This window comes from Klebsiella sp. GG_Kp175 (assembly GCF_040062325.1).
Taxonomy (GTDB): domain Bacteria; phylum Pseudomonadota; class Gammaproteobacteria; order Enterobacterales; family Enterobacteriaceae; genus Klebsiella; species Klebsiella quasipneumoniae.
The window spans coordinates 93,173-107,881 of the sequence record NZ_JBEAFX010000008.1; the positions used below are offsets into that span (position 1 = coordinate 93,173).

Consider the following 14,709-nt stretch of genomic DNA (forward strand, 5'->3'; position numbering starts at 1 on the left):
CGATGTTGATTTGGTCGCGTAAAGGCCGCGCGGCGGCGGGCGCGCTGGCGGTGACGCTTTTTGCCGGCGTTTTCCTGCTGCCGCTGGCGGTGATTTTACTCTCCAGCCTGAGTAAACAATGGAACGGCCTGCTGCCCACCGGCTTTACCTTTGCCCACTTTGTTAACGCGTTTCGCGGGGCGGCGTGGGATTCGCTGTTTTCCAGCCTGGTGGTGGGCTTCTGCGCCAGCCTGCTGGCGCTGCTGTGCGGGATGTGGGCGGCGCTGGCGCTGCGCCAGACTGGCGCGAAGCTGCAGAAATATCTTGGGCTGATGTTTTATCTGCCCAGCGCCATCCCCTCGGTTTCAGTGGGACTGGGCATTCTGGTGGCCTTCAGCCAGGGGCCGCTGCAGATGAACGGCACCTTCTTTATCGTCCTGGCGGCGCATTTCGTGCTGATCTCGGCCTTTACCTTCAGCAACGTCACGACCGGCCTGGCGCGGATTTCCGCTGATATTGAAAACGTCGCCTCCAGCCTGGGCGCTTCACCGTGGTACCGCCTGCGCCATGTGACGCTGCCGCTGATGACGCCATGGATGATCTCGGCGCTGGCGCTGAGTTTATCGCTGTCGATGGGGGAGTTGGGGGCGACGGTGATGATCTATCCGCCGGGCTGGACGACGCTGCCGGTGACCATTTTCAGCCTGACCGATCGCGGTAATATCGCCGATGGCTCGGCGCTGACCATCGTGCTGGTGGGCGTCACGCTGCTGTTGATGATGAAGCTGGAGCGCATCGCCCGTCGATTAAGCCAGAGATAAAGAATTGATGACGCCACCAGGGCACGGGGCTGACCGCCCGGCGGCGCTGCGCTTGCGCGGGCCTGGGGGTGGAATCCCGCAGGCCTCCTCAGTCGTAGCCCGGCTAAGCGTAGCGCCAGCCGGGAACGCTCCTTCGGCAACGCTATCGCATCAGAACCACGCCTCAAACATCCCGCCGACGTTCAGCGAATCCAGCTGCTGGTCCTGGGTGCCGTTCACCTTCGCGGTATGCTCATTGTCCACCTGGCCGCCGGTCACGTAGAAGCGCAGCATCGGACGGAACTCCGGCCCCATGCCGATGGCGATGTTCTGCGACAGCGTCAGCTTCCAGCCGTGGTTATCCCCGCCCTGGTCGTAGTCCACGCGCTGGTAGCCCGCTTCCAGCCAGGTGGAGTGCACGTCGTTCCAGAAATACATCGGCCGCACGATGGCGCCGTAGTTCTTGCGGTTGTCGGTGTTGTCCCTGCCGTTGTCGTAGTCGTGGAAGGCCAGCAGATATTCCACCTGCGCCTGCTGGGTGAACTTATGGCTGCCCTCGAAGCTGGCGTAGACCGTGGTCAGGTCGTCGGTTTTGTTGTAGACGCTGTTATCCGAGTTGTCGGAGTAGCGCAGGATCACCTTGTTCACCCCGCTGTCGTTGGTGTGGCTCAGCACCAGGCCGCCCTGCCAGGCTTCGAGGCGCGCGTCGCTGTCCACCGCCTTTGAGTCAAAGCCGTAGTTGGCGTACACCTCGACGTCGATCGGCCCGGCCTTGATGTTGTGGGTTTTGGTGGTCAGCGCGTAGTGGCCGTTGTCGCCGGTGTCGGAGCTGCCGGTACAGGTGATGCGCGACGGGTTGGTCTCGTCGGCCATCACTTCCGGGCTACAGGATTTCACCTGCGACACCGCCGCCACGTCGAACTGCACGCCGCCGATATCAAAGTTCTTCACCCCGGCGCCCTGGCCGTCGTGGTTCATCCAGAAGTAGTCGTTGATCCCCTGTTGCGGACGCTGGTGGAAGTCGCGGCCGGCCCAGAGATAGGCGTTGGGGTTGGAGTCGAGGACGTTGGTGACGCCGACGTAGGCCTTCTTCAGGTTAACCTCGTCGCTCCAGTGGTCGAACATCACGTTAAGATCCCAGATAGCCCCCTGCGCGCTTTTGAAGGCCTTGCTGATCTGGAATTCGCCGCCGTTGCTTTCGTTGCCCAGGCGGCCGATCGCCGAGGCGCCGTTATAGGAGCCGTCGACGCCGACATATTTCTGGTCGCCGGTCTGGAAGTGGGCGCCATAGCGGGCGTAGCCGCTGAACTTGAGGCCGAACGGAATGGCCATATCCGGCGAGGCGGCGGTGGTCTGCGGGTTGGTGATCACGTCGACCTTTTTGTCGGCCGCGGCGTCGATTTTCGCCTGGCGTTCGGCCAGCGCTTTATCAACGGCTTTGGCGACGATGGCGTCGATCTGTTCCTGAGTAAATTCTTGCGCCATTACGGAAATTGGGCACAGCGCGGCGACAACCGCCATGGCTAAAGGCAGTTTTTTCACAGTATTCATGGTTATCTCGCTTTAATAATTAATATATTTCAGATAATAACCATCCCATTCTGGCTAAAATATATAGCCAAAATAAGCTGATTTGTTTTTAGGGTACAGCGACGCCGGAGAATAATATTCTCGCAGGCGTTATTCCATATTAATTAACGCTGGTACAGATGGATTAATTCTTCTGAGAACTCGCGGGCCAGCAGCGAATTCATCAGATGATCCTGGGCATGTACCATAATCAGCGTCATAGGCTGACGTGCTTCACCGGCATCCTGCTCGATGAGCTGGGTCTGCATCTGATGCGCCCGACGGGCGTAACCGTCGGCTTCATTTAACAGTAAACGCGCTTCGTCGATATTTCCGGTTCGGGCCGCATGTAGCGCTTCAAAACATAATGAGCGTGACTGTCCCGCATTAACGATAATTTCCATTACCGCATCTTCTAATTCAATCATGTGTATTCCTGAGGTCTTTATTATTTAATAATGCAGTGAAAGTCCTTTTTCTGCATTATTACGCTGCCATCATATTATCTCTCCGGGGCGGAGAGGAATTAGCTAACGGTTTCTGCCACCGGAACGCTATTTTTGGTTTTCTCAACTTCGGTTTTCATTAAGGAACGTTCATAGGCGCGCAGGAACGGCAGGTAAATGACCGCCGACATCACCATGCAGATAAGGCACATCACTACCGGGCTCAGCGTCCAGTTGGCCGCCCACGAGGCGCCAATCGGTGCCGGCGTGGTCCACGGAGTGAGGGACACCACCTGGCTCAGCCAGCCAAGACGCGTCGCGCCGTAAGCCAGCACCGCGTTGACCATCGGTACGCAGACGAAGGGGATAAACATCATCGGGTTCATGATGATCGGCGCCCCGAACAGGATCGGCTCGTTGATATTAAAGAAGCTCGGCACGATGCCCATCTTGCCGATGGTGCGCAGATGCGTGGCCCGACTACGCAGCAGCAGGAAGGCCAGCGGTAGGGTTGAACCGACGCCGCCAATCAGCAGATAGTGATCCCAGAAGCCCTGCAGATAGACGTGCGGTAACACCGTGCCGGCCGCCAGCGCCGCCTGGTTTGCCGAGAGGTTAGCCATCCAGAACGGGTTCATAATACCGGTGACAATCAGCGAGCCGTGGATCCCAGCGAACCAGAAAATCTGGCACATCAGGACGGAGAGCAAAATCGCCGGCAGCGAGTCGGATGCGGAAACCAGCGGCTCCAGCAGATGCATGATCGCCTGCGGCAGGATCATCCCGGTCTGCGCTTCGATAAACAGGTTCAGCGGATGCAAAGTACCAATCACCACCAGCACCGGGATAAGGATTTCAAACGAACGAGCGACGCCGGTCGGTACCTCTTTCGGCAGTCGAATGGTGATGTTGTTTTGCTTCAGCCACGCGTAGACGCGGGTGGAGTAGATGGCGGTGATGAGGGCGGTAAAAATGCCCTGTCCGGACAGATACTGAGTGGAAATTTTTCCATCGGCATAGGGCGCGGCGACCAGCAGGAAGGCCATAAACGCCAGCAGACCGGACATCACCGGATCCAGCTGAAACTGACGACCGAGGCTGGCGCCAATGCCGACCGAGATAAAGAAGGTCATTACGCCCATGCTGAGGTTAAACGGCAGCATCAGCTGTTCGCGGTAGTGCTGGGAGAAATCGAGCCAGCCGCGGGCAAAGCCGTTGGTGGTCTCGGGTGAAAACGGCGGAAAGATAAATACCAGCATGAAAGAGCCGATGATCATAAACGGCAATGCGGCAGTGAAGCCATCGCGGATAGCGATAACATATTTCTGCTGCCCAAGGCGTCCTGCCAGCGGAGTAATAGATTGCTCGATCACGGCAATCATGGACTGATACAGAGAACTCATTTCAACACCTCTCAGTGCGCCGCTGGGATCAGCGACAGAGCATAATTCAGGACGTTGTCTCCCCGCTGCATACCGTAGTCCATCGTATCGATGGGCTGAACGGGAATGTTCAGGGAAGCCGCTTTGTCAGACAGGGTTTTCAACATGTATTTCACCTGGGGGCCTAGCAACACCACCTGATACTGCGGAAACTGGATGTCAAATTCGGAAACGCCATAGGCGTCAATCTGCACCGGCAGATCACGTTCATTCGCCGCCTCCACCATCTTTCTGACCAGCAGACTGGTGGACATTCCGGCAGAGCAGCACAGCATAATCTTGTACATCGACGACCATCCTCAAAATGTAAAAAGTTATTGCGTGGATGATTTGATATCAGACGGAAACCGGTTTCCATTTATAAAAAACAGAACTGTGATAGTGGTCAAGATCTCCTGCTTATGGGGCGGATTTATTGGATTTGGCTCACATTATTCTGTCGATTTGGCGATGTTTTGCGCTGAAATGGAAAATCGGTTTCCAAACAAATGGCGAAATGGATATACTGCGCTGGTCATAATTGAAGCGATTCAGGTTTACAGGATTTTGGCGGGACGTGGCGCCCGCGCAGGGGAAAATGATGTCGACAATCAATGATGTTTCACGACTTGCCGGGGTTTCTAAAGCCACGGTGTCGCGAGTGTTGAGCGGCTCACGTGGCGTGAAGGAAGCCAGTCGTCAGGCGGTGCTGCAGGCGGCGGAAGCGCTCAATTACCGGCCAAACATGATAGCCCAGTCGTTGCTTAGCCAGTCCACCGGCTGCATCGGCGTCATCTGCGCCCAGGACAATATCAATCAAACCACCAGCTATCTCTACGCCCTGGAAAAACAGCTCAGCCAGCACCAGAAGCACCTGCTGCTGCGCTTCGCCAACACCAGCAGCGGCGTGATGAACTCGCTGGAGGAGTTAACCTGCGGGCTGTGCGATAACGTGCTGATCATCGGCGCGCGTTTTCCTCTGAATATTAACCGCCCGGACGTGGTGTTGGTGGACTGCCTCGACAGCGAGGGCGAAAACAGCATTCAGTTCGATCACGCCTTCGCCGCCGAAACCGCCTGCCACTATCTGATAAGCCAGGGCAGAAGGCAGATTGCGCTGATCCATCCGCAGAGCAGCGGCTTTGCCGATCAGGTGCTGCTGGGCTACAAGCACGCGCTGGAAAAAAACTTTTTGCCGTTTAATCGCAATCTGGTGTTTCTGGATAACACCTCGCCGTCGGTGGCGGTGCAGGAGCTGGTCAATAACGCCACGACGCTGAACTTTAACGCGCTGCTGGTGAGCGATGAGCTGCAGGCGCAGCGCGTGGTGCCGCAGCTGCAGGCGTTTAACCGCGCCGTTCCGCAAAATGTGATGGTGTTTAGCCTCGCCGGATCGTTACAGCTGCCCGGAATCCCGACTATCCCGGCGATTGAATATTCCATGGACGCGATGGCGTCGCGGATCGTCAACTGGCTGACCGAGAAAACGGACAACCCGGGCGGCAGCCCGCTGCGCGGCGATTTAATTATTCCAAAGCACTGATCGTCGCTCTTGCCCTGACCCGCCGCCGTTGGCTGCGGGTTTTTTATTGGCTGTTTTTTGTCGTATCCCTCACATTATAAATAAAACTCATATCTGTCGCCGGGTTTTCGAACCGGACAGCCTGCGTGACCTGCCTTAAGTTGAGTACGAAAGTTCCACTCAAAAAAAACACTAACCAGAACATTCGTACCGCCTGCTTGAGGAAGTCACCCTATGAATCACATGAACGTTGTCGATGTGAAAGCGTGGATAGATGCCCGCCCGGTCTCGCGCTTTCAATGGAACGTGCTGCTGCTCTGTTTCATCATCATTATGCTGGATGGGTATGACGCTGCGGTGATGGGCTTTGTCGCCCCGGCGCTCATCGAGGACTGGGGCATCAGCCGGGCTAAAATGGGGCCGATTCTTGGGGCGGCTATGTTCGGCGTCGCCATTGGCGCGCTGGTGGCGGGCCCGCTTTCTGACCGCTACGGCCGAAAACGCATTTTACTCTGGTCGGTGGCGCTGTTTGCGCTGTTCAGCCTGGCCGGCGCCGTGGCGCAAAGCCCGTCGCAGCTGGCGCTGCTGCGCTTTCTCACCGGCCTCGGACTTGGCGCCGTGATGCCCAATTGCGTCACGCTGGTGGCGGAATATATGCCGGAGCGGCGTAAAGGGGTGATGATCACCCTGATGTACAGCGGATTCAACGTGGGTTCCGGCCTCGGCGGCTTTATCGCTGCCGGGTTGTTATCGCATTACAGCTGGCACTCGGCGCTGATTTTTGGCGGCGTGCTGCCGCTCGTGGTGCTTCCCTTTATGATCGTGATGTTGCCGGAGTCGGCGATGAGCATGGTGGCGCGCCGACTACCGGGCGAGCAGATCGCCAGGGCGCTTAACCGGCTTGGAGGCCAGTTTACGGCTGACACCGTCTTCCAGCTGAATGCGCCGCCCATCACGCGGAGCAGTAAAGTGGCGCAGCTGTTTCGGCATGGCTATGCCCGCGGCACGATAGCGCTGTGGCTGACCTATTTTATGGGGCTGTTCGTGATATATCTGCTGAACGGCTGGCTGCCAACCATTCTCCGCTCCGGCGGGCTGTCGCTGCAGCAGGCGGCGATGATGACCGGCTTGTTCCAGCTCGGCGGCCCGCTGGGCGGGATCCTTGTCGGTATGCTGATGGATCGTGCTTCGGCGAAAGCGGTGATTGCGGCAACCTATTTCCTTGGCTGCCTGTGCCTGTTGTCCCAGGGGTTGATGGATTTCGGATCGGCGGCGCTGTCGGTGCTGATTTTTATCAGCGGGATGTGCATTAACGGCGCGCAGAACGGTCTGCAGGCCTATTCGCCAGCCTATTATCAAACCGAGATCCGTGCTACCGGCGTCAGCTGGATGCATGGTATCGGCCGTACCGGGGCTATTCTCAGCTCCACGCTGGGCGGGATGCTGATGCTGGCCGTGCCGGGACACTCGTCGATCTTTTTGGTGCTTGCGCTGCCGGCCTGCCTGGCGGGGACCTGTATTTTGTTGCACCGTATGAATCACGCTAAGCCTCGACTCACAGAGGCAGAACTGGACGCTTTGTCATCCCCCCTGGAACACCGATAAGTGGAGTTATCTGATGGCTAACATTCTCGGCGGTATCGCCGTCTCTCATACCCCGACTATCGGCTTCGCGGTCGATCATCATAAACAGCAGGACCCGGCATGGTCGCCGATCTTCCAGAGCTTCGAACCGCTGCAGCGCTGGCTGGAGGAGAAAAAACCGGATGCGCTGGTGTACATCTTTAATGACCATGTGACCGCCTTTTTCTTCGATCACTATTCGACATTTACGCTGGGAATCGATAGTCAATATGACGTTGCCGATGAAGGCGGCGGACCACGCTGTCTGCCGCCGGTCCAGGGCAATGCGGCGCTCTCAAGGCACATTGGCGCCAGCCTGATGGCCGATGAGTTTGATATGTCGTTCTTTATGGATAAAAAGCTCGACCACGGCCTTTTCTCGCCGCTTTCGGCGCTGTTGCCCTGGGATGAAGCGCAGGGGTGGCCGACGGCGGTAATCCCGTTACAGATCGGCGTGCTGCAATTTCCGGTACCGAGCGCGCGCCGTTGTTACCGACTCGGCCAGGCGCTGCGCCGGGCAATTGAAAGCTTCCCGGAAGATATCAATGTGGCGATTGTCGCGACCGGCGGGCTCTCGCATCAGGTTCATGGCGAGCGCTGCGGATTTAATAATCCCGACTGGGATGCCCAGTTTGTTGACATGCTGGTTAATGACCCGGAAAAGCTTACCGAAATGACCCTTGGCGAATATGCCGAGCTGGGGGGAATGGAAGGGTCTGAGGTGATCATGTGGCTGGTGATGCGCGGCGCGCTATCAGCCAATGTCACCGAAACCTGGCGCGACTATTACCTGCCGTCGATGACCGGTATCGCTACGCTGATCCTTGAGAACAATGCGCGCCTGCCCCCCGTCGATACCCTGACGCGCCATCGCCAGCATATGGCGCAGCAGCTGGCCGGGGTGGAGAAACTGCCGGGAACCTATCCTTTTACCCACGAGCGCAGCCTGAATGGCTTGCGGCTTAACCGTTTCCTGCATCGGCTGATTGAGCCTGCCTGGCGCGAACGTTTTCTGCAGTCGCCTCAGTCGCTTTATGCCGAAGCCGGACTGAGTGAGGAGGAACAGCAGTTGCTCAACGCACGCGACTGGCGGGGATTGATTCAGTATGGCGCCAGTTTCTTCCTGCTGGAGAAAATGGGCGCGGTGGTCGGCGTATCCAACCTGCATATTTACGCCGCGATGCGCGGGCAGACGCTGGAGGCGTTTCAGCAAACGCGCAACCAACAGGTAACCTATTCGGTGGCGGGTAAACGTTAAACAGTCCCGTCCTGAACCTGCTGATAAATAAAACGCAACAGCGCCTGCGTCGCCGGGGAGGGTAGGCTGCCGGCGCGAAACGTCAGCCCGATACGCCGGGTGGTATCGGGCAGGGGGACCGGCAACACGCTGAGCAACCCATTGTCAGTTTCAAAACGCATCTGGCTGGCGGAAACCGCCGCCAGCATGTCGGAGTCCTGCAGCAATCCTCGCACCATCGCCGCATCCCCGGTCTCCACCGTCGGCTGGGGCAGCGGCAGCCCCAGGGTGACAAACGCCTTATCCAGCAAATGGCGCGCCGGCGCGTTGGCGCGCGGCAGCACCCATTGCGCTGTCGCCAGCTGGCTGCGCGGATCCGGATGGCGCAGCAGCGGGTGGTTATTACGCAGTAAAATCAGCATATCCTCTTCGAATAACGCCTCGCTACAGAGGTCCGGGAGATCTTCATCCTGACGCAGGGCGCCGATAATAAAATCGATATTACCTGCGCGCATATCGGCGACCAGCGACTCATACGGGCTTTCATTGGTCATGAGGGTAATACCCGGGTGCTGGGCCAGAAAGGCGGCAATGGCGGAGGGCAGTAGCCGGGTGCGACTCAGCGGCAGGGCGCCAATGCGCACGGTGCCCTCCAGCACCCCGCGACGGGCGGCGAGATCGCTCCAGATGTTTTCCAGCTCGTTGAGCGCTCTGCTCACCGGGGGATAGAGCAGTTCAGCGGCAGGCGTGGGACGCACCCCTTCTGGCGTTCGGCGAAACAGCGCCGAATCCGCCCCTTTCTCCAGGACCTTCAGCGCGGCGCTGACCGCCGGCTGGGTGATCCCCAACTGTTGCGCGACGGTTTGGGTATGGTTGACGTGATAGAGCTGAATAAAAATGGCTAACCGGCGGGTATTGAACAGCCAACCGGCGTCCGCCAGCGGGCCGCTGGTGCGGGTATGGTGCTTCTGCAACAGCGCCGGGATGGCCTGCAGGTCGTCAATCGCCCGCCGGGCGCGCGGCAGGATGCACTTGCCATACTCGGTGGGCACCATGCCGCTGTAATGGCGTTCGAACAGCGTGACGTTCAACGCGGCTTCAAGGTCGCGGATAGCCCGGGTTATCGCTGACTGCGTGCGGAATAAGTCATCGGCAGCACGCGAGACGCTTCCGCGCAGCGCGACCTGACAAAAAAAGCGCAGCTGCATGATATTTATGATTTTATCGTGCTTTCTCTTCAGCATTATTCGTCAGGCCTGAAATAGTGAGTGAGTCGACAACATAAATAAAAATCATAGCCTTCGCAAGTTAACGAATTACCTTCCAACGGCGGGACATGACAAGCTGAAAAAAACAACAGAGGAAGCCATCATGTCTCATCCGGTTAGCGAAAAAAGTGCCCTTGTCGTCAGCGCCCACTCGGCCGATTTCGTCTGGCGCGCGGGCGGTGCGATAGCCCTGCATGCCCTGCAGGGCTATCAGGTCCATGTGGTCTGTTTGTCCTTTGGCGAGCGCGGCGAGTCCGCCAAACTGTGGCGTAAAGGCAACATGACCGAGGAGGCGGTGAAGCAAGTCCGTCGCGAAGAGGCGCAGGCCGCCGCCGAGATCCTGGGCGCCAGCGTCGAATTCTTTGATATCGGCGACTATCCGTTGCGCGCCGATAAAGAGACGCTGTTTCGTCTGGCGGATGTGTATCGCCGTATCCAGCCCCACTTTGTTCTGACGCACTCGCTGCAGGATCCCTATAACTACGATCACCCGCTGGCCTCCCACCTGGCTCAGGAGGCTCGGATTATCGCTCAGGCAGAAGGCTATCGCCCCGGCGAGAAAATTGTCGCTGCTCCCCCGGTTTACTGTTTCGAACCGCACCAGCCGGAGCAGTGCAACTGGAAGCCTGATGTGCTGCTGGACATCACCACTGTCTGGGAGAAAAAGTATCAGGCCATTCAGTGTATGCAGGGCCAGGAGCATTTGTGGGAGTACTACACCCGCGTGGCGCTGCAGCGCGGAGTGCAGGCCAAACGCAACATCGGCATCACGGCCGCGCGTGATATCGTTCACGGTGAAGCCTTCCAGAGCATCTTCCCCCGCGTAACGGAGAACCTGGCATGAAGCTGTTAAATAAAAAAGGCCTTGTGATCCGCCATCTGCCGCGCCATGACGAGGCGGTTTTGCGCCGCTGTGAGGCGGCCGGGGTAGCGACGCTCCATGAAGCCTGGGCACGCCAGGGGCTGATGGGGCCGGCAATCCGTCCGATTCAGCAGGGCGTCAGCCGGGCGGGCAACGCGGTCACGGTACTGGTGACGCCAGGCGACAACTGGATGTTTCATGTCGCGGTCGAGCAGTGCCGCGCCGGCGATATTCTGGTGGTGGCCCCGACGTCGCCGTGCGGCGATGGCTTCTTCGGCGATCTGCTGGCGACGTCTCTCCAATCGCGCGGTGTGGTCGGTCTGGTGGGCGATATCGGCATTCGCGATTCGCAAACGTTGCGGGAGATGGGATTCGCTGTCTGGTCCCGTCAGGTTTATGCCCAGGGAACGGTGAAAGAGAGCCTCGGCTCGGTTAACGTCCCGGTGATTTGCGCAGGCCAGCTTGTGCAGCCGGGCGATGTCGTGGTGGCCGACGACGATGGCGTCGTGGTGCTGCCTCACGCCCAGGTGCGTGATGTGCTCGATAAAGCGGAAGCACGCATGAGCAATGAGCTTGCGAAGCGTGAGCGGATGCGCCATGGCGAGCTGGGGCTGGATATTTACGCGATGCGCCAGCGTCTGGCGGAAAAGGGGCTGCGGTATTACGACAGCGCAGATGAGGTGGAGGAGTAAGATGGCGCAACGCGGAATTCCCTGTCTATGGATGCGCGGCGGCACCTCGAAGGCGGCCTGTTTTCTGGCTGACGATCTGCCTGCCGATCCGGTGCAACGTGATGCGGTGCTGCTGGCGGTGATGGGCTCGCCTGATCCCCGGCAAATTGACGGGATCGGCGGCGCCGATCCGCTGACCAGTAAAGTGGCGATTATCCGCCGCTCCGCACGGCCTGACGCCGATGTGGACTATCTGTTTGCCCAGGTGAACGTGACGGGGGCCTCTGTGGACTACGGCCAAAACTGCGGCAATATTCTTGCCGCCGTTGGCCCTTTCGCCATCGAGCGTGGGCTGATTCGCCACGATGCGCCGCTCACTCGGGTGCGTATTTATATGGAGAACACGGGGCAACTGGCGGTGGCAGAGATCCCCTGCGATGCCGACGGGGTCGACTACGTCGGCGAGAGTCGTATCGATGGCGTGCCGGGCAGCGCCAGCCCGATCCTGCTCCATTTTCTTGATGTGGCAGGCTCCAGCTGCGGGGCACTGCTGCCGACCGGCCGGGTCCGTGACCGTTTTGACGGCGTCGAGGTGACCTGCATCGATAACGGAATGCCGGTGATCCTGCTGCGCGCGTGCGACCTCGGTTGCACCGGCTATGAGACGCGCGAACAGCTGGATAATGACGACGCGCTTAAACGTCGCCTGGAGTCGATTCGCCTGCAGGCCGGGCCGCTGATGCAGCTTGGCGACGTCAGCCAGCGCACGGTGCCCAAGATGACCCTGATCGCCGAGCCGCGACACGGCGGCGCTATCAGCAGCCGCACCTTTATCCCGCACCGCTGCCACGCGTCGATCGGCGTATTTGGCGCGGTGAGCGTGGCCAGCGCCTGTCTGCTTCCTGGATCCGTCGCGCAGGGCATGGCGCAGGTCGCGCCAGGCGCTACGCCGCTGCTCAGCGTTGAGCATCCGACAGGCGAATTTAGCGTGACGCTTCAGCTTGACGCAGACGGCGCCCTGACAGGCTGCGGCCTGTTACGCACGGCGCGACTGCTGTTTGCTGGCGAAGTTTTTATTCCGGCCCGCGTCTGGCCGCGTGAGGAGTAATGATGACGACAATCGCGTTTATTGGTTTTGGCGAGGCGGGTGGCATTCTGGCGGCAGATCTGGCCCGTGAGCATGCGGTGACCATATGGGATTGCAAGCTCAATGGCCCGGAGCGAGAGGCAATGGTCAGGAAAGCCGGTGATTCGCGCGTTCAGGCGGGGAGTTCGCTGGCGCAGGCGCTGGAGAGCGCCGCGCTGATTTTTTCTACTGTGACCGCCGGTGAGGCGCTAAAGGTCGCGCAGCAGGCCGCCGCGCTGCTGCAGCCGGGGCAATATTTCCTCGATCTCAACTCCGTGGCGCCGGAAACGAAACGGCAGGCAGCTGAACATTTTCTGCCCGGCGCCTACATTGATGTCGCGGTGATGGCGCCGGTGCCGCCGGCCCGATTGCAGACACCGTTATTGATCGGCGGGCCGCAGGCGGAGGCGATCGCGCCGCGTCTGCAGGGGCTGGGGCTGAATGCCCGCTATGGCGCCAGTACGGTGGGCCAGGTGTCGGCGATAAAAATGTGCCGTAGCGTGATGATCAAAGGTCTTGAAGCGCTCACCACAGAATGCCTGTTCGCGGCCCGTGAATATGGCGTCGAGGAGGAGGTGCTTAGCTCCTTGCATCATAGTTTCCCGTCTCTGGGCTGGACAGGCGCGTTTCCCGACTATCTGATCAGCCGGGTGGCGGAACATGGCGTTCGGCGCAGCGAAGAGATGGAAGAGGTGGTAAAAACCCTGCGTGATGTGGGGAGCGCCGGGATAATGAGCGAGGCGATCGCGAAAAGCCAGCGCCAGCTTCCGGAGCAGATGGCCGCCCGTAGCCTGAGCTACAGGCAGCTGACGCCGTTTGACTGGAAAACGCTGGTCGCCAGGCTGAAATAACCGCTATTTGGCCGGACAGACGATTTTGTCGATTGCGGCCTGGTAGCTTTTTTGGTTATTGCGCTCTTTCGCCAGCGTCGCTTCGCGGACCGCGTTCTTGTTGCCGTCGGTCGCCAGCACTTTATTGGCAAAATCGTTGTCGCTGAGGTGGCTTGCTGGCGCGCATTTTTCCTTCACCGCTTTGAGCACTTGCTGCTTTTGCTGCTCGAACTGCAGGCTTTGCAGCGGTGATTCGGCCCACGCCGACGTGGCGCTCAGGGCGGTGACCAGGCATACCATCCAACATGCTTTCATCAGGCTTCTCCTTCCGTAATCGCTTCCGTCAACTATATGCGCAGGTGGGAAAACACGCAAATAGCGGTTAATTTAACTTATTGAAAAGGCGTTTGTTATCATCGCCTCAGGCGGCTCTCACCCGCCGCCGCGAGTCGATAGCGATCAGCACCACCGACGCCAGGATCAGCAGAGTGCCCAGCCAGTCCGGCAGCGTGAAGGTGATCCCCAGCAGCAGGAGCGACAGCAGGGCGCTGCTCAGCGGTTCGGCGCAGCTGAGGATCCCGGCTTTGGCGCCGCCAATCTTCTGCGCGCCGTTAAGATAAAGGCTGAATGTCAGCGAAGTACCGATCACCACCAGGTAGAAAAAAGCTAACAGCAGGCTGCCGTTCACCACAAAATCGGTGCCCTGGCCGCCGTAAAACGGCAGCAGCATCGCACCGCCGAACAACATACTCCAGCCGACGATCGGTAGCGTCCCGTAGCGGGCAATTAGCGTCGAGGGATAGGTGGTATAAAACGCGGCGGCAAACGCCGAGGCGATCCCCCAGAACAGCGCCGCCGGCGAAATCGACAGCGTCGTCGGGTTGCCGTGGGTTACCAGCAGAAAGGTGCCCGCCAGCGAGGTGCAGATAGCCCCCAGCACCAACGGAGTGGGGCGCGCTTTGCGGGCGAGGGCGAACCAGGCGACGATGATCGTCGGGGACAGGAACTGCAGCACCGTGGCCGTGGCGGCATTCGATTTTTCAATGGTCATCAAAAAGGTGAATTGCACGGTTAACGCGCCAAACAGCGAGAAAAACAGCAGGCTGACGGCGTCGCGGCGGTTTTGCAGCACGCGGAAAATGCGGTCGCCGTGAACAAAGCCGAGCATCAGCAGGATCAGCCCGGCGAACAGCAGACGCGTCATGGTCAGAAACGGCGACGACATCTGGCTTTCCTGCATAATAAACTGCGCGCATACCCCGGAACTGCCCCACAGCACGGCGGCAATCAGTACGTTCAGCATCCCTTTTTTGCTGGAGCCCATCTTTTCCTCTGGTGAAATGTGACAAAGGGGA

The 14,709-nt window shown here is 59.1% G+C and carries 16 protein-coding genes; 9 read left to right on the forward strand and 7 right to left on the reverse strand.

Translation table 11 applies throughout. The features are described 5' to 3' along the window. Window positions 1–2 precede the first annotated feature (2 nt). Complete coding sequence (gene phnV / locus ABLU73_RS14350; protein WP_017900800.1) at window positions 3–800, forward strand: 2-aminoethylphosphonate ABC transport system, membrane component PhnV; 798 nt, start codon at window positions 3–5, stop codon at window positions 798–800. A 150-nt stretch (window positions 801–950) separates the two neighbouring features. Here phnV and ABLU73_RS14355 read toward each other — a convergent pair whose 3' ends face one another. From ABLU73_RS14355 to ABLU73_RS14370, 4 genes are all read right to left on the reverse strand, one after another. Further along, on the reverse strand, window positions 951–2,330 hold the full coding sequence (locus ABLU73_RS14355; RefSeq protein WP_080882063.1) for a carbohydrate porin: 1,380 nt from the start codon (window positions 2,328–2,330) through the stop codon (window positions 951–953). A 143-nt stretch (window positions 2,331–2,473) separates the two neighbouring features. Further along, window positions 2,474–2,776, reverse strand: a complete 303-nt coding sequence (locus tag ABLU73_RS14360) for a PTS lactose/cellobiose transporter subunit IIA (RefSeq protein WP_004205145.1) — start codon at window positions 2,774–2,776, stop codon at window positions 2,474–2,476. Window positions 2,777–2,874: 98 nt separating this feature from the next. After that, the gene (locus ABLU73_RS14365) at window positions 2,875–4,197 is read right to left on the reverse strand and encodes a PTS sugar transporter subunit IIC (RefSeq protein ID WP_004205144.1); all 1,323 of its coding nucleotides are present in this window, start codon (window positions 4,195–4,197) and stop codon (window positions 2,875–2,877) included. Window positions 4,198–4,208: 11 nt separating this feature from the next. Beyond that, window positions 4,209–4,523: a PTS sugar transporter subunit IIB gene (locus tag ABLU73_RS14370; RefSeq protein WP_023291423.1), complete on the reverse strand. Its 315-nt coding sequence runs from the start codon at window positions 4,521–4,523 to the stop codon at window positions 4,209–4,211. On the opposite strand from ABLU73_RS14370, the gene ABLU73_RS14375 reads away from it, so the two are divergent. The 4 genes from ABLU73_RS14375 to ABLU73_RS14390 all read left to right on the forward strand — a co-directional run bounded on the left by ABLU73_RS14375 (window position 4,516) and on the right by ABLU73_RS14390 (window position 8,618). Continuing rightward, window positions 4,516–4,833, forward strand: coding sequence for a hypothetical protein (locus ABLU73_RS14375; RefSeq protein WP_264923684.1), 318 nt, complete (start codon window positions 4,516–4,518; stop codon window positions 4,831–4,833). The genes ABLU73_RS14370 and ABLU73_RS14375 overlap by 8 nt on opposite strands. Continuing rightward, window positions 4,817–5,758 carry a LacI family DNA-binding transcriptional regulator gene (locus tag ABLU73_RS14380; RefSeq protein ID WP_004205142.1) on the forward strand — a complete coding sequence of 314 codons (942 nt, stop codon included), beginning with the start codon at window positions 4,817–4,819 and terminating at the stop codon, window positions 5,756–5,758. The genes ABLU73_RS14375 and ABLU73_RS14380 overlap by 17 nt, the downstream gene beginning before the upstream one ends. Window positions 5,759–5,971: 213 nt before the next feature. Continuing rightward, the gene (locus ABLU73_RS14385; protein ID WP_348850246.1) at window positions 5,972–7,342 is read left to right on the forward strand and encodes an aromatic acid/H+ symport family MFS transporter; all 1,371 of its coding nucleotides are present in this window, start codon (window positions 5,972–5,974) and stop codon (window positions 7,340–7,342) included. Between the two features lie 13 nt (window positions 7,343–7,355). After that, window positions 7,356–8,618 (forward strand): gallate dioxygenase, encoded by a 1,263-nt coding sequence (locus ABLU73_RS14390; protein ID WP_004205139.1) that lies wholly within the window; start codon window positions 7,356–7,358, stop codon window positions 8,616–8,618. Here the strand turns inward: ABLU73_RS14390 and ABLU73_RS14395 are convergent. Beyond that, complete coding sequence (locus ABLU73_RS14395) at window positions 8,615–9,841, reverse strand: LysR family transcriptional regulator (RefSeq protein WP_017900183.1); 1,227 nt, start codon at window positions 9,839–9,841, stop codon at window positions 8,615–8,617. The two genes, ABLU73_RS14390 and ABLU73_RS14395, sit on opposite strands and share 4 nt — an antisense overlap. A gap of 127 nt (window positions 9,842–9,968) precedes the next feature. Between ABLU73_RS14395 and galB the strand changes: the two genes are divergently transcribed. The 4 genes from galB to ABLU73_RS14415 are packed head-to-tail and all read left to right on the forward strand — an operon-like array spanning window position 9,969 to window position 13,375. Further along, on the forward strand, window positions 9,969–10,709 hold the full coding sequence (gene galB / locus ABLU73_RS14400) for a 4-oxalmesaconate hydratase (protein ID WP_004205133.1): 741 nt from the start codon (window positions 9,969–9,971) through the stop codon (window positions 10,707–10,709). Further along, window positions 10,706–11,419: a 4-carboxy-4-hydroxy-2-oxoadipate aldolase/oxaloacetate decarboxylase gene (locus ABLU73_RS14405; RefSeq protein ID WP_017900182.1), complete on the forward strand. Its 714-nt coding sequence runs from the start codon at window positions 10,706–10,708 to the stop codon at window positions 11,417–11,419. Before galB ends, ABLU73_RS14405 begins: the two co-directional genes overlap by 4 nt. Window position 11,420: 1 nt before the next feature. Beyond that, the gene (locus ABLU73_RS14410) at window positions 11,421–12,506 is read left to right on the forward strand and encodes a 4-oxalomesaconate tautomerase (protein ID WP_004205131.1); all 1,086 of its coding nucleotides are present in this window, start codon (window positions 11,421–11,423) and stop codon (window positions 12,504–12,506) included. A 2-nt stretch (window positions 12,507–12,508) separates the two neighbouring features. Beyond that, entirely contained in the window at window positions 12,509–13,375 is an 867-nt protein-coding gene (locus ABLU73_RS14415) for an NAD(P)-dependent oxidoreductase (protein WP_023319368.1), read from the forward strand. Window positions 13,376–13,378: 3 nt separating this feature from the next. Here ABLU73_RS14415 and ABLU73_RS14420 read toward each other — a convergent pair whose 3' ends face one another. Beyond that, the gene (locus ABLU73_RS14420) at window positions 13,379–13,669 is read right to left on the reverse strand and encodes a YicS family protein (RefSeq protein WP_002923120.1); all 291 of its coding nucleotides are present in this window, start codon (window positions 13,667–13,669) and stop codon (window positions 13,379–13,381) included. A 106-nt stretch (window positions 13,670–13,775) separates the two neighbouring features. Next, window positions 13,776–14,678, reverse strand: coding sequence for a DMT family transporter (locus tag ABLU73_RS14425; protein WP_004205129.1), 903 nt, complete (start codon window positions 14,676–14,678; stop codon window positions 13,776–13,778). Between the last annotated feature and the right edge of the window lie 31 nt (window positions 14,679–14,709).